Here is a 20,194-nt window from a genome sequence, read left to right as displayed (position 1 = left end):
TCTAGCCGGAGATTTTCAATGAAAACAAGGCGAATTTACGCGTCAATAGCGGGCCTATTGCAAGTAAATTCAACGCAGTTAGCGCTGAAAATAGCTGCTCGAGATAGATTTATTATCCAGAGTTCAGGTTACTTAACCTGAATCAGAATTAAAAAGCACAAGGTATCACTTATATCACCTCGTGCTACGGTTTAGCTATTTTGCTGTATCACAGGCATAACACGCTAATGTAACACCCATGTTGGCTTTAAATTTTTGATGATGTTCGTCCCCTTTAAATTCATAAGGGCCTTCAAAGCGAGTAAATATTTGCATATCTGGGTTTAATGTATTGTCAAAACGCATCATATTTGAGTGTAACGACTCACACATATTGTTTCCCATATCGTAAGCTAAACGCCAGTCATCAAACTGACCACAATCTAACATCGGGCTTTCTCGACCTGATGCTGAAAGCCTTTTTTCCGTACACCCACTACTTGTATCACTTTTTAAAAATGAAAACGTTCCTGTCGATATTTTCATTGAAGCGAGCAATATTGTTTGCTTTTTAGGGCAGTTTTGCGCATTAGCTTGAAGTTCTTCTTGCAACATTTTTGCACTATGAGCATGTGCAAAGGTTGTTAGTAACAGACTTGATATTAAAATTGTATATTTCATTATATTTACCTCCATTTATTTACTTGATCCTGTTGTTGAGACTGTATTTACATATCTATTAAATACAAAATCAACTCAAAAAGTGTGCATCAAAGAGAGGTAAATCACACTTAAAATCATGGGGCAATTGGGTAAAAACGGGTAAATTTATTTTTAAGCTTTTGTATTTAAAAATATATATATTTATTCAATTCAAAAAATAATGCCCAGCATGTTTACACCCCCTTACTTTTCTCACTTTTACCAAACTCGCCCCCTGCTGACCCTGCTAATTCCTTTCATGATGAAAATAAACAAGCAATATAAAAGGGCACATTATTTGTGCTTATTTATTATTTATGGAGGAATAAAAATGAAACGTACATTAATGACACCACTTGCTTTAGGTTCTCTTGTATATATGGCAATCATAAGTACCACTGCATTTGCAGGTACTGTTGAAAATACCAACCACCGTACTACCGCTTTAGAAAATGATTATGGTGCAATGGCACCTGCTCAAGTTAGCAAACAAACTTGGCAGACTATTTCAGCGTGGTCTACTGACTCGCTTTCTTTGCTTGATTTTATGGCTGAAAACGACGAAGAAGCGGTACTCAACCATTATATTGAAAAACTAACAGCAACTTATCGGGCCGAAGAAATCTTAAGCCAAATAAAAGAGATAGACGTAAATGCGCTTGATTTATGGTCTACGGTGCTTGCTGATCACTCACCAGAGGATAGCTATTACCTTGCACGCTACCTTATACAATATAAGCCGGCTCTTTTTAAGCAATGGTTAACAATGCAAAAAATGGTTTCGTTAGCTGAGTTTGTCGAAATAAACAATCCACGGTTATTTGAAGCGTGGTTTGAAACTTACGCGGCTCCTAAGAAAAAAGGGCTCTCTGTTTTAAGCTATAACAAGGAAATGGATCCAACTACTTATAATGAAATTAAAGAGTTATTAAATAAAGATGCAAAGGGTGGTCCAAAGTCAGCCTGTGCCTGCCAAATGGTAGTGCCAAATACAGGCTCTGGTACTGTGGTAACAAATTACCCTTCAACCCCATCATCACCTGCACCTGAAACGTCTAGTGACAATAAAGGAATGTCTAAACACGGACTTAACTTTACCAGTACTGCTTACGGCGCATTTCATTCAGGCGATGGTGAGCGTTGGTCAAAACACAAAGCCTATGGCTACGACAACACAATAAGCCATAACTCTACTGAGTTTTCGGTAAAAATGCTGTGTGCCGATAAAGCAGGTTTTGATTGTAATCAAAGTAATTCATGTTCAGGAAACTTAGAAGTTAGAGGCACTTATGCCTCGCGTTTCCATGTAAAAGGGACTGCAAGACAAATTTGGTCAAAAGCCACTAATGCACACTCTGCCGATGGCGCAAAGTTTGCCGTTGATTTACCTGGTTCTGCCCCTGAGATTGTATTGTTTAATAAAGCCGGTGGTGCAGCAATGAGCTTTAACACTGGATGGGATATTAACTCGGTGCTGGGCACTATAAAAGCAGCTTTAGGTATTACTGCTGCAATAGTGAATGACAATGCGGGCAGCTTACTCGATGCACAACTTGCCAGTGATTTAATTACTAATATTGCAGGCATAATTACCCGTTCGGGTAACGAAGCAAGCGTAAACTCGACGATGCGAGCTCGATTTGATTCATCTGACGTAAGTCCATTTTTGTTGCAACCTAACGAAGTTTACCACTTCACGCTGGACTCAGAAGCCCATGTTAAAGCACGAGGTTATGGCGGTTATTCTGATAGTCATTTTGAGTTTGGTAGCTCTGGCGCTGTAATGTATGCCGCTAATCACTTTACTTGTGGCCCAAATGTTACCGCACCTATGCCTACCGGTTTATGGTTTTATGCCAGCCAGTCAGGTCCTGATAACACCGCATCTCTTCGTAGTGATGTAGAAGGCTGGCTATCTATTCAGCTAAATCAAGGTGTTAATGCTATTCAGCAGCAAGGGGTTGTATATTAAGCACTGCGATCAAACTTATAAAGGGTAGGTGTTTCCTACCCTCTTTTGTATGTTTAAAGCAAAGGAACCATCATGAAAAAACTACTTACATTTTTTATCACTGCACTTACAATAACAGCAAGTATGCATTGTGCAGCAATAGCAAAACAATTCGATACAAGTACTCTACCAGTACTATTTTATGCAAACCAAGAAAGCTATTTAGCTCAAACACCTTGGTTTAATTTTACATACCTGCAACGTAAAATACAGCTACAAACTTGTAAGGAAGAAGCGTGTATTCAACGTTTACAATTTTTAGAACTCCAAGAAGGAGAGCAAAGCCATAAACAAAATAATGGCTCAGCTTTTTTAGGTAAAGCAGATAAAGTACACACATCAAATACCTATTCCAAACTCAGATTAGGCCAGAGTAATCACAATACATTGCATGTTAGCGGTAACCAACGGCGCATTCTTTTTTCTTTCGAGATCACTGAAAAAGGCACGCCATTACGGTTCAAATTTGAAGACGAACAAGATTCTCTAATCTCACAGAAACAACATGCCCTTGTTCGCTCGTCTAAGTTATGCATATCAAAGTGTGAAACAACATGGCAGGCATACAGTGTAGATAAGGAGGGTCAATACACTCCAATAACTTTCCACCAGCAGGCGCAAGATCAGTGGGTTGTTAAAGAATTAGATAACACTATTAGAATTGAATTAACCGCTTTATTTGGTCAATATTCGGCGCCTTTACATCAGTATCACAATGAAGAAACATCATTTTCTAGCTACCAAGTAAATAGTAATGCCATCATAAATACACTGAGTCATGATCAACAAAATCAATATAATTTTGAGAATACTAAAGTAATTGGTTTGAGTGAAAATACATGGCTTTTGCAACAAGATAGTACTCTACAGCTGACTGATAATAATGCAAAAATTATAAAGTCTCGCGAGCTATCAACTTGGAACGTAAACAAATTTATAAGCAGCTATATATCAAAAAATCAGATTTATTTATTAGCACAAGTGAGTGATAAGTACCTAACCCCACCTTCAAAGCAAACCGTGATAGCCCAGTACCCTAAGAAAAAGCAAAATAGAATGCGCCCCGTAGTGCTCTATGAGTTCGATTTAGCGCTTAACTTAATATCTAGCACCACACTCTATTTACCAGAAAGTGAACTACCGTATGCACAAATAACACTTCAATCGTGGGGAGTATTAGTAGGTACAGGTGAAGCCGCAGCTGCATCGGTTAATCACACTTATCAAAGCAACCAATCATCTGCAAATATGGCAAACTGCCCGATGATAAATGACGGCTATGGTTATGGCTTATTATGTTGGAAAGCATTGAACAACCCAACTACAAATTATACACCTAGTGCAGCTAGTAGCATGATCCCAGTAACGGTTGTCGACAATACAACGCCAAACCTACTTAACCAACTGGAGGCAAACCAACATGGAACAATATTCGATAACAGCGGCACTCCTGTTGATCCTGGCGGCTCATGGACACATGAAAATAACGTTGCAATAAACAAAGAGGACTTAGGCCTATCAATTGCGATGTATAATGAACGTTGGAATTCTCCTGTTGCGGCAAATATTATTTTCCCCGCAGGTAGCTCTTCTCGTCCTGTTATGTTTAGAGCTGTAGAATATTCTGCAGCAAATACCAGCAACCTTCCACATAATGTGTGCAATCAGTTTGCTGCCAGTTCTGGCTACCCTGAATACCAAGCCGCTGATGCATGTATGACGCAAGCAAACTTTGGCCTATTTAGTTTAGAAAGTCTGAAATTTGATCGCTGGCAGGCCGGTATCTACCACCCCGACCAAAGCGTAAGTGGCAATGATAATAGCTGGTTTCCGTGGTTTACTAATTTTGTTGGCGACCCTCCTGTCGAAGACGTTTTTACAGCTGAAGCAGTCCATGAAATGGTGGCTCGTATGCGTATTAACGCTGCAAATATTGGAACTTTAATACAAGATTCATACATTGACGGGCATTTGTATACCCAAGCACATGTACCTGGGTATTACATTTCGTATCAATAAACTTTATGATAAAAAAGGGTTAGTGTATTCACTAACCCTTTTTTAATTCACGGAGCTTTATTTACTCATAACGTAAAGTAAGCGATGGCCGTGTGCTTGCAGCTTTAAATGCAAGGCTTGCAACCGTGAGCCAAGTAAAGAGTGCGACCACAAGCGCCGCAACGCCATATACCCAAATGGCTTGCTCAATACGGTCGTTAAAACCTTGCAACCAATTATCCATTAGCCAATAAGCTAGAGGCAAAGCAATTGCCGTCGCTGCGAACACCATGATTAAAAACTCACGGGCAAGTAGATTAACTAAACTTAAACGGGTTGCACCCAATACTTTTCGAATGGCTAATTGCTTTTGCTGACGTTTCGCTGCAAACGCTGCAAGTCCAAATAAACCTAAGCAACTTAAAAACATGGCCAGCACAGAGAAATTTCGAATGAGTACAAATAAGTCATGCTCGACGCGATAAACCTTGGCTAAGTCTTGCTGCATCAGGCTAAATTGCGGATCGGCGGTTAAATTAAACTGCTTTAAAAGCTGGCGTAACTGATTAAATAACTGAGGAAAGTTTGCTTGTTCGGTCCTTATCACCAATCGAACGGTTGATTGTGAGCTATACCCTGCTGAAAATGACACAGGTAGCCAATCATCTTTCGCCGAGCCGACTTTAATGTCTTTTACCACACCGACAATGGTTGCATTAATGTTGCGATAAAGCCCCTGAACTTGCAGACCTACCACCTCATCCATATTATCGTAACCAGCACGTTTTGCCATTTGTTCGGTCACCAAAATAGCCACTGCTTGAGGGTTGTCTTCGCCCTGCTGCGCCCCAGTATGCTCATTAGTAGAGTGCAACCAATCGCTCTGGAACTGTGGTGAAAAGTCTCTGCCTGCAAGTAGTGTCAAACCCAAGGTTTCAACGGCATGGAAACCTGTGCCTATGGTCGGTGGCAGTTCACTTTCCTCATAGCCGTTTGGCCATCGGAAATAAAAGCTTTCAAGAATACTGTCGGTTAAGTCTGTGTCAGTAGTAGTTATTTGCACTACACCGGGCAACGCTCGGATCTCATTGAGTATCGCGTGTTCTTTTTCCATCAATTGCTTGCTACTTAAATCGTGTATCACAATGCGATCTGTCGCATCATAACCAAGCGATAAGTTTTGCAAGAACGTTAACTGTTGTAAGCTCACCATAGTACAAACAATTAAGGCCATTGCCATGGCTGCTTGAAATACTAACAGACCTTTACGCACCACCTGACCTGTTTGCAATTGCCCTGCAAGTAAACTTTTTAGCGGTGCGCGTGCGACACAAAAAGCCGGATAAGCACCAGATATAAAAGCCAATAAAAACACCACACCCAATACAGCTATCAATTGTGACCAACCCCAAACTAGCAGCAATGGGCGGTTTGCAAAGCCACTAAAACTTGGTAATAACATCTCAACCCAACACAACGCTAACACCGTAGCAAGGGTCACCATTAGTAAGGCTTCTAACAAAAATTGCAGTATTAATTGTCGCTTACTCGCCCCCAAGGTTTTGCGCATGGCAATTTCTTTGCTGCGATAAAGTAATTGCGATACCGCAATATTAATGTAATTGGCTGCAGCAATGGCGAGTAGTAACACGCTCAATATCAGGCTCAAGTTCACTAAAAAAGCCGACCCGCCAGGTTTAAATTCAAATGGCGAATGGGCTTTAAAGTACACCTCTCGCATCGGCACTAAACGATATTCAAGTTGGCTGTTCTTTATCTGATATTTTTCGATAAGACGACTAGCTAACTGCTTTTCTATGTCTTTTAAATCAGCTCCTTGCTGAGTTTTTAGATAAACATAACTCGATATATCATTATGTTCGGTGAAATCAACAGACACTAAAGCATGAAACAAAAAGTGGCTGTTATCGGGTAAATCATCAAAAACAGCACGCACAGTGACTCTTTTCTCGCCCATCAATAAGGTTTGTTCGAACGCATTGCTAACACTGCCGAATAACCTCGCAGCCTCACTAGCACTCAAGGCGATTTGATTGGGTTCTGAGAGCACTTGTTCAAGGTTGCCAGCCATCACATCTAGATGAATAAAATCACGTAAATTGGCCGATGCTCCATATAAATTACGCAGCTTAAATACTTGCCCTGCAACATTAATATGATCAGTAAATAAATCACTATCGACCACATCTGCCAGCACCAATAAGTCGCTTACATCACTACGTGAAGACACTGTCTGCGCAATGCTTACAACGGTTAATGGAATCTCTTCTAAACCCGGTACCTTTACATCAACATGCAGACGATATACTTGCTGGTGATCGGGCTGCATTTCATCAAACGACAATTCATACTCTGCGAATAAAGCCACTAACAGAGCTGCGGCAAGACCAATACTTAACCCAGAGACACTCAATAACGAATAAAGCTTATGTTGCTTAAATACTCTAAATGCTGTTGTTACATGTGATATCAACATATCTAACCTATAAGATTTTGTTCTCACCCAAAAATGGCCTACCTGTTACTCCGATAGACCATGGTTTTGACTAATAAATTTTATTTACTCATAGCGTAAAGTAAGCGATGGCCGTGTGCTTGCAGCTTTAAATGCAAGGCTTGCAACCGTGAGCCAAGTAATTACTGCAACACTAAGGGCTGCAATTAAATAAACCCACAGCGCTTGATCAACACGCTCATTAAAATTAGCGAGCCAATCGCCCACCAGCCAATAGGTTATTGGGTATGCAATGGCTACACTCACCAATACTAAAATTAAAAACTCTTTTGCCAGTAGGTTCATAATACTAATACGTGATGCGCCAAGTACTTTGCGTACCGCCACTTCTTTTTGGCGACGAATTGTGGCAAACGAAGCTAAACCAAATGTACCTAAGCAGGTTAAGAATACCGCAAGGCCCGTAAAAATAAGTACTACAAAAGAAACACGCTCATCAGCTTTTAAAACCGCTTTATAGTTTTCAGCTAGTAGGTTTATTTTTGGCTCATAAATATTAGACACCTCAGCCAAGGCTGCGATCACTTCTTGCTTTATAGCTGGGAGCTTTTGCAGATTAACTGTTAAAATCACTTCAGATACCGGTGCTAAATAGTTAAAGCCACATAAAAACATAATGTTAGAATTTGCATCTTGTGCATTACCAATTTTTACATCTTTTACAACACCGACAACCCGCATATCCACATTACGCCCTGTGTCTTTAATTGTTTGTCCAACAATATCAGCCACATTGCTATAACCAGCCTGCTTGGCAACGGTTTCTGTAATAATTGTACCCACCGTTGTAACCTCGTTTGCTCGCGTCGCCCAGTCTGAGGAAAACTCACGGCTAAAGTCTCTACCAGCAATGAGCGTAAGACCTAGCCCTTTTACGACATCAAAACCAGAACCTATCACAGGGGTTATTCCCCCTGATGATTCTCCATTGGGCCAAGTTGGCTGTAATGTATTATTAATTGAAACGGTTAAACGGGTATCAATAATCGTTGCTTGCTCTACGCCATCAATAGCCGTCAAGCGATTAATGAGTGCGCTAGGCTGCTGCGTAAATACCGATTGCACTGGCAACTCTGAAACCACTAAGCGTTGCTGTGTTTGATAGCCTAAAGGAAGACTTTGTAAGTGAGATAATTGGTTTAATAACGTAATCGAGGCAATGATCAGGCCTATTGCCAGTGAAGCTTGTAGGGTTAATAAACTTTTACGCACCCAAGTAGCTGTACTGCCTCGTTGTAAATCGCCACTTAATACTCGTTTAGCGCTAAATGATGAGATAAACAATGCAGGGTACAAACCGGCAAGTATGCCTACAGCAATCACCACGCTCATAATACCCAAACCAAAGGCTGAAAAATAAATTACGACTAGCTCACGATCGACTAACTGATTAAAGCTCGGTAATAACAGCTCTACTAATACACATGCAGTAATCATCGACAATAACGCAACCAACATAGACTCAGCTAAAAATTGCGTTACTAACTGCCCTTTACTTGCGCCAAGTGCTTTACGCACCCCAACTTCTTTAGCACGCCTTGTGGACTGCGCCACCGTCATATTGATAAAGTTAAAGCCCGCAATTAAAATAAGCAACACACTCAAACCCGCACAAATCATCACGACTTGCTTTGCGCCACCCGCTTTCATTTCAAATGGTGATTTGGCTATTAAATGTAAGTCTAATAGTGGGTGAAATTCAATGGCAATTTGCCCCGCCATTTGCCCATTAAAGTATTGTTTAGAAAGTGTATCCGCAAGTGCGATTGGATCGGCCTGTGGCGCTAAACGCATATAAACGTAGCTACTATTCATCATAAGGTTGCTCGGGTCATGTTTTACATACACTAGGTTTTTAAATGCAAAGTGAGTATTGCTTGGTAAATCCGCAAACACCGCCCGTACAGTATATTGCCCTTGTTCGTGCTGTAGCGTATTACCAATAACATTCACAGAACCAAAAATACGCAGTGCTTCAGACTCACTCAATGCTAGGCTACCAGGTGTACTCATAGCATTTTTTAAATCGCCAGCCAATGTGTTCATATTGATAAAATTCTCAATATTTGGAGTTGCTCCATATAAATCGCTGAGCTTAAAACCCTGATCGCGATACTGTACGTCAACCATCGCCTCTCTAGTCATCGACACCATAGTCAAACCAAAGACTTCTTCCACTTGGCTATACTCGACTGCCTTCGCTCCTTGTGAATAATTGAAGATTGGGATCACAAATAAGCCCAACTTCGAGAAGTCTTGGCCTACGCGGTAAACACGTTCAGCATGTGGCTGCTGACTATCGTAAGACAGCTCATTTTGTGCGAACAACGCCACTAAAATAGCTGAAGCTAAGCCAATACTTAAACCTAATACATTTAAAATAAAATGTTGTTTTTGCTGTTTGAACGAACGCAGCGCTGTAATAAAGTAACTTACAAACATGCTATGCAACCTCCACCGTTTGTTGTACGTTATTTGCTTTATCAAGCATCACTTGGCCATCAAGTAGGCGTACTAAACGATCTGCGTAATTACCCTCTTTATCAGAGTGCGTAACCATAATTACCGTGGTGCCTTCTTTATTTAATTCGCGGAGCATTGCCATTACTTCATCACCATTTTTTGAGTCTAAATTACCCGTTGGCTCATCAGCTAAAATTAGCTTAGGGTTAATCACCAAAGCTCGCGCTACTGCCACTCGCTGCTGCTGACCACCCGATAACTGTTGCGGTAAATGATCGCCTCGATGATCAATACCCACTCGCTTTAAAATGGTTTCAACACGTTCTTTACGCTCACTTTTTGAAATTTTTTGATATTGCAAAGGCAGCTCTACATTTTGATAAACTGTCAATTCATCAATTAAGTTAAAGCTCTGAAATACAAAACCAATCGAGGCTTTACGTAACTCTGCTAATTGTTTTTCGCTATAACCTGCAATGTCAGTACCTGCAAACTCAAAGCTTCCACTTGTTGGCGAATCTAACATGCCTAAAATAGATAATAAGGTTGATTTACCACAGCCTGATGGGCCCATAATTGCTAAAAAATCACCTTCTTTTACGGTTAGAGTAATATTGCTTAGTGCAGCTGTTTCAACATCTTGAGTACGAAATACACGGCTTAAATTAGTTAGTTTAATCATTATTGTTATCCTTAAAATTGTAGTTGTTGTGCTTTTTCGAAGTTGCTGTAGCTTGAGGTGATCACTTGATCCCCTGCTTTTAGCCCTTCAAGCACTTCAAAATAATGTTGATTTTTTTTACCTAAACGAATATCACGGCGCAGTGCTTTGTTGTCACCTTGCTCAATAACATACACCCAATTACCACCCGAGCTGGTGAAAAATGCGCCTCGATTAAGCAATAAGGCATCGTTTTTATTGTTGCTAAGCATCAACTCAAGGTCGATGCTTTGGCCACGCTTAATACTTTTAATGTTACTGGGTAAATCCACTTCGATTTGAAATTGAGACTGCTGTACGCGGCTATCAATCTTGCTCACTTTGGCAGTAATCGCGTCATCATCAAGTTCAATCATCACGGCCATATCGCGCTGAACTTGATTTAAATAAAACTCATCAAGACGCACCACTAATTTATACTCGTTAGGAATATCTATTTGTCCAAGGCGTGCGCCGCTGCTTTTTGATTCGCCAATTTCTACATCAAGCTCGCTTAAATAACCGGATACCGGTGCTTTTACTAATAAGTTATCGAGGTTTCGACGAGCAAATTGAAGGTTTTTCTCGAGCATTTTAGCGCTATCTGAAAGCTGTGCGACTTGCACTTCACGTATTGACTTTTCTTGCTTTTGACGCTCAAGCGTTAGCTCCTTGCGAGCATGGTAATAACTTAAATCTTCCTCAAGCTCTGCTAATTTATCTTGCGCCAACACCCCACTTTTAACTAATGGTTTAGTTTGTTTTAAACGGCGCGTTAAATGCGTAATCTTTAACTCTATTTCTAATAAGTCGCGGCGTAAATTTAAGCGGCTAGTTTCCATAGTCATTTGCGTATTACGTAAAAAATTTAGCTGCTCTGTTACTTGAGCCTCACGGCCCATAACATCAAGTTGCAAGTTAGTATTACTCAAGCGCACCAAGGGCTGGCCTGCTTCTACAAATTCGCCTTGCTCTACCAAACGCTCCTCAACTTGGCCACCGGCGATAGTATCAAGATAAATACTGGTTTTTGGCACCACTTGACCACGTAAGCTCAACGCATCTTTAAATGCACCTTGTTTAACTGTACTAACGGTGAGGCTACTGCGCTCAACATGTTGGCTACGACCTGTATCGCTAGTTTGCGTAAAGCCATACGCAGCCGCCGCAACACCTAAGGCCATCGTTGCAAAGATGAATTTTTTAAAATACTTTTGAGTAAATGAGCGTTCTATTTTCTTATCCATGTTGCCGCCTTAATACAGGTTTAATTTAACTAATTACCTATTGCTATTACAAAGCGTATGCCAACTTTAATTATTCTTTAATTACAACAGCTTGAATAACACTTTATACAGATAGATACTTTAAGTGTCCGTTTATAGAACACTTTTTATTTTAATAAGCGTCCATTTATGGACACTATTCCTTTTTTGTTTTAGGCTAAATAAAACTCTATAAAAATAAAAACCATGAAACACACAGGCTCAGTTTTAATTGTTGACGACAATCCCGATATTCTCATTGCAGCACGCTTGCTATTAAAGCAACACTATCAAAGCGTCAAAACTACTGATAATCCCTTTGATATTGCTGGCATTATTAGCAAGCAACGAGAAAGCGATCAGCCCATTGACGTGATCTTATTGGATATGAACTTTAGCCAAGATTCGATTAGCGGCAAAGAAGGGTTTTATTGGCTCAAAAAAATCATTGAGCAAGACGCTAATATTGTGGTGCTACTGATGACCGCTTACAGTGATATTCAGCTTGCGGTGGATGCCATTAAAGCAGGTGCGTCTGATTTTATTGCTAAACCTTGGCAAAATGAGCAATTACTTGGCGCGGTTGCTGCTGCATTCTCGCACGCAAAAGACAAGCAACAAGTTGGTAAACTAACTCGCCAAAAGCAGGGGCTTAATCAGGCATTAAACACGCCATCATTTGAGTTTTTAGGGCAAAGCGCAGCAATGCAGCAAGTATTTAATACCATTGAAAAAGCCGCAAAAACCGACGCAAATATATTAATCACTGGCGAAAGTGGCACAGGTAAAGAGCTCACCGCTCACGCAATTCATCAAGCAAGTATGCGCAGAGAACACACCTTTATGAGCTTAGATATGGGCGCTGTGGCACTAAACTTGTTTGAAAGTGAGTTGTTTGGCCATAAAAAAGGGGCATTTACAGATGCAAAAATGGATCGAATTGGTAAATTTGAGCTGGCTCAAGGCGGCAGCTTATTTTTAGATGAGCTAGGTAACCTACCTCTTGAACATCAAGCTAAGTTACTCGCCGCATTGCAAAACCGCCAAGTAACTCCGATCGGCGGCAGTAAAACAATTGATATTGATATTCGCCTCATTTGTGCCACTAACGATAACCTTGAGCAAGCCGTCGTCGACGGTCGCTTTCGTCAAGACTTACTGTATCGTATTAATACTGTTGAAATCAGATTACCTCCCTTACGTGAGCGCAGTGACGACATTCCATTACTAGTAGATTATTACCTAAATCATTTTTCACAAAAATACAAACGCGACTTAACCATTGCAGCAGATGATATGACATCACTTTGCCAATACTCATGGCCGGGTAATGTGCGTGAGCTAGCCCACTCAATAGAGCGCGCGGTAATATTAAGTGAAGGCGAAAATCTTGATGTGAGTTCAGTAATTGGCGCTACCGCTAACAACAATAATAATGCGAATAATACAGCCGTTAATAGCAATAATTCATACGATACTTTTGATTTAGAGGCACTTGAACAACGCACAGTTCGAGCTGCCCTTACTCATCATCAAGGTAATGTAAGCCACGCTGCCAAAGCGCTTGGTTTAACGCGCGGTGCTATGTATCGTCGCCTTGAAAAGTATGGATTATAAACATGCGACCTTACTTTTCCCTCGGGTTTAACCTAGTCGCATTAAGCAGCTGTAGTGCATTACTGTGCTACTTACTTATTAATAAAGGTTTCTCGGCAACATTATTGTTAATCGTCTTGGTTAGTATTGCGTTGAGCGCCCATATTTTCACACTATTTACTCGCCAACAAAAACAAGCTGAAATAGTTATTCGCGCACTCGCTAATGGCGATAGTACGTTAGGCCTTAGCCAGTATCACCCAATGCGCCAGCAGTTCGATCAAGTAAAAGCACAAATGCAAACCGCACGCTTTAATGCCGAGCAACAAGCTCAGTTTTTACAAGCATTACTCATTCATGTCGATTTGGCTGTATTGGTGTCTGATTACAGTGGCCAAGTGATTGAATCAAACCCCGCTGTAAGTAAGCTTTTAGGTAAAAACATTAAGCACTTGAGTGAATTGGGCGCTGTGGGTGATCTTCTTTTAAAAGCCGAGCGAAACGTATGTAATACCCTGCATTGGCAAACAGGTGAACAGCAAGATACATTATCAATTGCACTCAGTATCGCCGAAATTCAAGGTAAAGTTCGCCGCGTTGTCAGCATACAGTCTATTCACGACCAATTGCAGTTAAAAGAGCAGCAGGCCTATAAGCGCTTAACTAAAGTGCTAACTCACGAAATAGCGAATTCTATAACGCCACTTTCATCACTCGCTAACACGTGCACCACTTTATTACCACAAACGCTGTGCTTTGATGAGCTTGAAGATAAGCTAGACTTACAGCTCGCACTCACTACACTTGCGTCTCGCACTGAGCATTTAGGCGATTTTATAGCACGCTTTCGTCAAGTTAGTAGCTTACCTACACCTAAATTAGCGCCTTATAATTTAGCTAGTGTGCTCACACAAATAGTTGCATTACATCAACAGCAAGCATTTAGCCAAGGCACTACTTTTGAGCTTAATATTAATACCCAACAATTAGTGATGCTCGACAACAGCCAAATAGAACAAGTACTGGTTAACTTAGTAAAAAATGCACTTGAAGTACTCGCCACAAGCCACCAACATAACGCGAAAAATCCTAATAAAGCACCAACGATTCAACTCACCCTCGCGCAAAATCACGCACAACAGCTTTACATTGAAGTCAGCGATAACGGACCTGGTATTGCTGAACATGTTATCGATATGGTATTCGTGCCCTTTTTTACTACCAAACAACAAGGCTCGGGTATTGGTTTGAGCTTGTCGCGGCAAATTATGCTCAACCACGGCGGTGATTTGGTTTATGTACAAAAGCCTCAGGGGGCATGTTTTAGGTGTGTGTTTGGGTGAGTAATCAGTAGATCGTCGTTCACAGCAACAACATAAAGTAGCAACCCTACAGCAAACTTCTTTACGCGCTAAAGCACGTCCACTGTAGGTCGTCATTTATGGCGACAACACAGAGTAGCAACCCTACAACAAACCACTTTACGCGCTAAAGCACGTCCTACGTGTAGGTCGTCATTTATGGCGACAACACAAAGTAGCAACCCTACAGCAAACTGCTTTACGCGCTAAAGCACGTCCTACGTGTAGGTCGTCATTTATAGTGGCAGTACAAAGCAGCAATCCTACAACAAACTACTTTACGTGCGAAAGCACGTCCACTGTAGGTCGTCATTTATGACGACAATACAAAGCAGCAACCCTACAACAAGCTACTTTACGCGCTAAAGCACGTCCACTGTAGGTCGTCATTTATGGCGACAACACAGAGTAGCTTAACTCTACTACAAACTGCCTTACGCGCTAAAGTACGTCCACTCTAGGTCGTCATTTATGGCGACAAATACCTACAAATATACTGAATCCCAAAAAGGGTAATCACCAAGCTTGTTGACTATGCTACGCCTTAAAGGGTTCGCTGCAATGTACCTTGCTATTTCAATTCTATTTTCTTCTTCTCGTAAAGCATGATCATAATACGCAGGCTGCCACACGTTTTGACGAAATCCACGAACCTTATTTACTCGCCAAGATGATAACCCTTTTAAATGACCAACCACATTGCCTAACTTAGCCCCTTTAAGCTGTAATAAACCATGAAAGTGATCAGGCATAAGAACCCATGTTAACCAGCGGCACTGATGACTAAATTCATTATCAGCAATACATTTGCAAAAAGTATTGGCAAGCTCATAGTCACTAAATATGTTCCGCCTATTCTGGCATGTGATAGTAATAAAATATTCGCCGGTCTGAATTGATACTCGCCCTTTTTTTAAATCACTCCAACTCATCCAAAATTCCCTCTTCTAAACAAAGTTTCATTTAAAAAGGTAGCTCAGTTATCCCAAGGATGCCTGCTGTAGGTCGTCATTTATGATGAAAATACAAAGTAGCAACCCTACAGCAAACTACTTTACGCGCTAAAGCACGTCCTACGTGTAGGTCGTCATTTATGGCGAAAACACAAAGTAGCAACCTTACAGCAAACTGCTTTACGCGCTAAAGCACGTCCTACGTGTAGGTCGTCATTTATGGCGACAACACAAAGTAGCAACCTTACAGCAAACTGCTTTACGCGCTAAAGCACGTCCTACGTGTAGGTCGTCATTTATGGCGACAACACAGAGTAGCAACCATACAGCAAACTGCTTTACGCGCTAAAGCACGTCCTACGTGTAGGTCGTCATTTATGGCGACAACACAGAGTAGCAACCCTACAACAAACCACTTTACGCGCTAAAGCACGTCCTACGTGTAGGTCGTCATTTATGGCGACAAATTAAGATATTAAAATCAAAAACTAACTTTTTAACCCTAACTCAATTCTTAACTTTTCAATATCTTTATGTTGCTCAAAAAAGCTCACAATAGCTTGAACCTGTTGCAACTTTTGACCTTCAAAATTAGCTAGGTAATCTTTGATCTCTCTAAAGCTCCACTCTAATTCCATTTCCGCTGGGATTGCTGCTAAGGCAGCAAAAACCTCTTCAATCGTTTTATCGCCAAGTAAAAAGCGAATAAACTGCATTACAGCTAAAAACTGTTGGTCAGTTATGAACTCTTCAGCGTCTGTAACACGATTAAGGACTTGCTCTGGCGCCTCACAAAGTAAAGCCAGTTCAGCTATATTTGCTTTTGAATTAGCTATGATTTTTTTAATCTCACCATTTTCTGAGTTATGAAATGTTTCAAGCAACATTGAATGCGATTTTAGAGCCGTGGGGAAATCTTTGTTCAGGCCATATATAGCACTCTGGTTACAAATAGCTCCAGCAACCTGAATTTGAACCTCTTCATTCAACGAGTCTTTGTAATTCTCAATCAAGCCTGTGTTACTGTTGAGAGCATCTTCCAACCTTTCCTGCTTACGATAAGCAACACCTTGGTTGAGCATTGCTTTTGCTACAAATTTCCAACTCCCCTCATTATGTATACTTTTAAAGTTTTGAATTAACTCATCATAAGCTTTAAGTTCAGCATTTACATCTTGCAACATAGAATAGGCATTAGCTTTATTCCATAACAGCTGTGCATGAAGTTGAGTTTGCTTTTCACTATCTTTTAAAGTATTAATAGCTAAATTTAGATATTTTAGAGCCTCTTTATAATTCTTTTTCCCATAGCTAACACTTGCTAGGTTTAAATATTCACGCGCAGTTGTATGCTCTTTGCTTATTTTCTTCGTGCTATTTTCTAATATTCTTAATGACTCAGGGTTTGGCTCTTTTTTCTCTGCTATAGATTTTTGTACATCCTCTGCTGCGGCTTCCACTTCTTTTTTCTTTTCTTCGATAATCTGATGGGCTTCATCGATATATTTCTTTAAGTATTCAACCGATGCATTAGCCTCGCCCAATTGTTCTTGCAGAGAAGTCTGCGCATCTTCTAAAATTTGACCTGAATTTTCCATAATAAATTTTTTCATCTGCACGCTCGCTACATCTTCAGCTTCTTTTTTACTCTGTCTGTAGACTATGTAACCACCTCCAGCTAAAAGAACTGTTAATGTGAAAAACCACCAATTGAATGAGTCTTTCATATCTGCTGCTCGTTCATTAAAAAGGTTTGTCCGATCCGAATGTAACTTGTCCTGCGCATCTAATTTAGTCTGAAGACTGGCTAACTGTACTTTTAACTCTTGCTGCGCTCCTTCTAAGGTTTTAACATCATTACCGAGTGTTTTTTGTTGCTGTAGTTTTTCATCCAAACTAGCAAGTTGGCTGTGCATACTAAATAATTGCTGGTATACCAAATCATGGTTATTTTGCGTATTAGGCAACGAAGGAGCTATATTTACAGGAGGTGTGACTTGTGTGGCTGCGACAATATTTACGTTCAGCAAAGTCGATAAAAATAAAAAAAGTAAGATTAAACGCATCCATCATCCCTAAAAAACAAGCCCGTTTGGCCAATACTAAATCGATAACTTATTGTAACCCTATTAATTTAACTGAGTTTAACAATACATACCATCTAAAAATACTCACCTGTAAAATAGTTTAAACGGGTGATTATAGCGCTGTTTATAACATTTCCTATGTTAAGCTAACCGCCTTTTGGTTAACTGCATTTATATTACGGAGTAGTTTTTTACGTGTTTTTAAATCGATATATCGGCATTTTGCCACTGATTTTTATTTTATCTGGCTGTGAGACAACACCAGAGCAACCAGCCCCTAAAACAATTATTAAAGCTAACCCTGTTGTTAATCAACAAAGTAAAGCAATTGAACAAATCGCGCCTTTAAATCCTAAAGAGCTGGACGATGTTTGGCAACGTATTCGCGCACAGCTAAGTTTTACTAATTCAAGTCACCCCGCTGTGAACAAGCGTATTGCTTGGTACTTATCTCACCCTAATTATATGGATGAAATTAGCCGCCGCGCTACACCCTATCTTTATCATATAGTGACTGAAATAGAAAAACGAGATTTACCAATAGAGCTGGCATTAATGCCACTTATTGAAAGCGATTTTGATGCAAGCGCCTATTCTCATAAACATGCGTCTGGTCTATGGCAGTTAACGCCCTCTATTGCTAAGTATTTTAAAGTAAAAATTTCACCTTGGTATGACGGTAGACAAGACGTGATCGACAGTACCCGTGCAGCATTGGATTTTATGGAGTATTTATACAAACGTTTCGATGGCGATTGGTATCATGCTATTGCGGCTTATAATTTAGGTGAAGGCCGCGTTTTAAGATCAATTAAAAACAATAAAAGGCAGGGTAAGCCAACCGATTTCTTCAGCTTGAAACTACCTAAACAAACAAGTCAATATGTCCCTAAGTTACTTGCTGCAGCCCAACTACTCAAAAGCCAAAAAATGGTATTTCCTGCGATAGCAAACAAAAATACCATTGCGGTAATACCAGTTTCGGGATCCGTTATCATAGATAACAAAGAGAAGTGGCAACAACTCGAATCATTAAATTACGGTGTGATCCGCTTTCCAGCAGTTATTGATGCGCCTCATATCGTTGTTCTTGCCGATGAGCAAATAGAGTTTAAAGCAATGCTCGCAAATCAAAAAAGTAGTGATTACAGTCAATGGCAACACTACACTATTCAATCTGGCGACAGCCTCAGTGTCATAGCTAAACGCTATGCAATAACAGTTAATCAGTTAAAGGCCTTTAACAATCTAAAAAGCAATCGTATTCACGCAGGGAAAAAGCTGATACTCCCTATACTTGCAGATCAAGAAATCGAGCATAAAGTTAAATCAGGCGAAAGCTTATGGAAAATCGCCAAGTATTACAAAGTCAGTATTAATAAACTAAAACAATGGAATAACCTTTCAAGTGACCATTTAAAAATAGGTAAAAAACTTACTGTATTTTTGTCTAATAGCTAACTACTTGGCTGATTATTAAATATATGGGCTGATGAGTTTAGCAGCCCATATAGCCTTCAAAAAATAGTTTGATTATTTATCAATCATACCAATATCATTTATTAAGTGATTCGGTTTATCCATTTTTAAAATACATACATTTAAAACTGCAACATTTGAGCAAAACACATTTAATGCTCTACATACTTGCTCCACACAATACATAAGTTGTGACTGCAGGACCTCGAGTGAGTAATGTTCGCGATTCCCCTATATTTAAATTTTCTGCAGACGTAAAAAAGCCCGACTATTTCTAGTCGGGCTTTCTACAATGTGAAGTCGGTGCGTTACGCAGTAGAATGTCGTGGTACCCACAGCGGTGGAAAGTCACGTAGCAAATGCTACTTTATTGGGAGGTCGGACTGGGATAATGGCCGACTGAGATATTGAGGGGTTTTGTTGTGATTCTAGCGTCGGGAGTCGCTAGATTCGGGCTCTCTACAATGTGAAGTCGGTGCGCTACGCAGTAGGATGTCGTGGTGCCCACAGCGGTAGAAAGTCACATAACAAATGCTACACTATCATTGTGTCGGGGCGGCCTTCCGTAGGGCTCGCCTTCGAGCTGTTTGGTTTCACTACTGAGTTCGGTATGGGCTCTGGCTACCGCTTTTATTTTCACTTTTCTGCAGACGTAAAAAAGCCCGACTATTTCTAGTCGGGCTCTCTACAATTGGAAGCCTGGTAATTCTTAGTGCCCACAGCGGTGGAGAGCCACATAGCCAATGCTTCACTATCTTTGTGTCGCGATATGAGTGTGTGTTAAGTGTGCACATTTCACTTTTCTGCAGACGTAAAAAAGCCCGACTATTTCTAGTCGGGCTCTCTACAATTTGAAGCCTGGTAATGTCCTACTTTCACATAGCAAATGCTACACTATCATCGGCGCTGTTTCGTTTCACTACTGAGTTCGGCATGGAGTCAGGTGGGTCCAAAACGCTATTGTCACCAAGCAAATTTGGGCGTTAATACGTATTTCTGCGCATTAACTGAATTTGGAAAATATCTGATAATATTTTTTAAGTCTTTCTAAGTAATATCTACTT

At 40.4% G+C, this 20,194-nt stretch carries 12 protein-coding genes and 1 rRNA gene; 5 read left to right on the top strand and 8 right to left on the bottom strand.

Features of this window, described 5'->3' with window-relative positions; all coding sequences use genetic code 11:
- Positions 1-195: 195 nt before the first annotated feature.
- Complete coding sequence (locus D172_RS00395; protein WP_007377366.1) at positions 196-660, bottom strand: hypothetical protein; 465 nt, start codon at positions 658-660, stop codon at positions 196-198.
- A gap of 352 nt (positions 661-1,012) precedes the next feature.
- Between D172_RS00395 and D172_RS00390 the strand changes: the two genes are divergently transcribed.
- Together D172_RS00390 and D172_RS00385 are read left to right on the top strand one after the other, a co-directional pair.
- Positions 1,013-2,653: a hypothetical protein gene (locus D172_RS00390; RefSeq protein WP_007377365.1), complete on the top strand. Its 1,641-nt coding sequence runs from the start codon at positions 1,013-1,015 to the stop codon at positions 2,651-2,653.
- 72 nt (positions 2,654-2,725) lie between these two features.
- Positions 2,726-4,711 (top strand): hypothetical protein, encoded by a 1,986-nt coding sequence (locus D172_RS00385; protein ID WP_007377364.1) that lies wholly within the window; start codon positions 2,726-2,728, stop codon positions 4,709-4,711.
- Between the two features lie 61 nt (positions 4,712-4,772).
- Here the strand turns inward: D172_RS00385 and D172_RS00380 are convergent, their stop codons facing one another.
- The 4 genes from D172_RS00380 to D172_RS00365 form a co-directional block, all read right to left on the bottom strand.
- Positions 4,773-7,187: an ABC transporter permease gene (locus D172_RS00380; RefSeq protein ID WP_007377363.1), complete on the bottom strand. Its 2,415-nt coding sequence runs from the start codon at positions 7,185-7,187 to the stop codon at positions 4,773-4,775.
- Positions 7,188-7,271: 84 nt separating this feature from the next.
- Positions 7,272-9,668 carry an ABC transporter permease gene (locus D172_RS00375; protein ID WP_007377362.1) on the bottom strand — a complete coding sequence of 799 codons (2,397 nt, stop codon included), beginning with the start codon at positions 9,666-9,668 and terminating at the stop codon, positions 7,272-7,274.
- A 1-nt stretch (position 9,669) separates the two neighbouring features.
- Positions 9,670-10,371, bottom strand: a complete 702-nt coding sequence (locus D172_RS00370; RefSeq protein ID WP_007377361.1) for an ABC transporter ATP-binding protein — start codon at positions 10,369-10,371, stop codon at positions 9,670-9,672.
- An 11-nt stretch (positions 10,372-10,382) separates the two neighbouring features.
- A complete protein-coding gene (locus D172_RS00365; RefSeq protein ID WP_007377360.1) occupies positions 10,383-11,636 on the bottom strand; it encodes an efflux RND transporter periplasmic adaptor subunit in 1,254 nt (417 codons plus the stop codon).
- A 225-nt stretch (positions 11,637-11,861) separates the two neighbouring features.
- On the opposite strand from D172_RS00365, the gene D172_RS00360 reads away from it, so the two are divergent.
- Together D172_RS00360 and D172_RS00355 are read left to right on the top strand one after the other, a co-directional pair.
- A complete protein-coding gene (locus D172_RS00360) occupies positions 11,862-13,271 on the top strand; it encodes a sigma-54-dependent transcriptional regulator (RefSeq protein ID WP_007377359.1) in 1,410 nt (469 codons plus the stop codon).
- A gap of 2 nt (positions 13,272-13,273) precedes the next feature.
- Positions 13,274-14,593 (top strand): sensor histidine kinase, encoded by a 1,320-nt coding sequence (locus D172_RS00355; protein WP_007377358.1) that lies wholly within the window; start codon positions 13,274-13,276, stop codon positions 14,591-14,593.
- A gap of 503 nt (positions 14,594-15,096) precedes the next feature.
- Here the strand turns inward: D172_RS00355 and D172_RS21130 are convergent.
- Both D172_RS21130 and D172_RS00345 read right to left on the bottom strand, forming a co-directional pair.
- A complete protein-coding gene (locus D172_RS21130) occupies positions 15,097-15,543 on the bottom strand; it encodes an REP-associated tyrosine transposase (RefSeq protein ID WP_083503334.1) in 447 nt (148 codons plus the stop codon).
- A gap of 509 nt (positions 15,544-16,052) precedes the next feature.
- The gene (locus D172_RS00345; protein WP_033023918.1) at positions 16,053-17,630 is read right to left on the bottom strand and encodes a hypothetical protein; all 1,578 of its coding nucleotides are present in this window, start codon (positions 17,628-17,630) and stop codon (positions 16,053-16,055) included.
- 216 nt (positions 17,631-17,846) lie between these two features.
- On the opposite strand from D172_RS00345, the gene D172_RS00340 reads away from it, so the two are divergent.
- On the top strand, positions 17,847-19,112 hold the full coding sequence (locus D172_RS00340; RefSeq protein ID WP_007379085.1) for a LysM peptidoglycan-binding domain-containing protein: 1,266 nt from the start codon (positions 17,847-17,849) through the stop codon (positions 19,110-19,112).
- Between the two features lie 874 nt (positions 19,113-19,986).
- Here D172_RS00340 and rrf read toward each other — a convergent pair.
- Positions 19,987-20,101 (bottom strand): 5S ribosomal RNA (gene rrf, locus D172_RS00335).
- Positions 20,102-20,194: the final 93 nt, after the last annotated feature.

This window comes from Pseudoalteromonas sp. Bsw20308, from assembly GCF_000310105.2.
GTDB classification, from domain to species: Bacteria; Pseudomonadota; Gammaproteobacteria; order Enterobacterales; family Alteromonadaceae; genus Pseudoalteromonas; species Pseudoalteromonas fuliginea.
The sequence above is the reverse complement of the archived record's forward strand: the minus strand, read 5'-3'. Positions and strand labels throughout refer to the sequence as shown.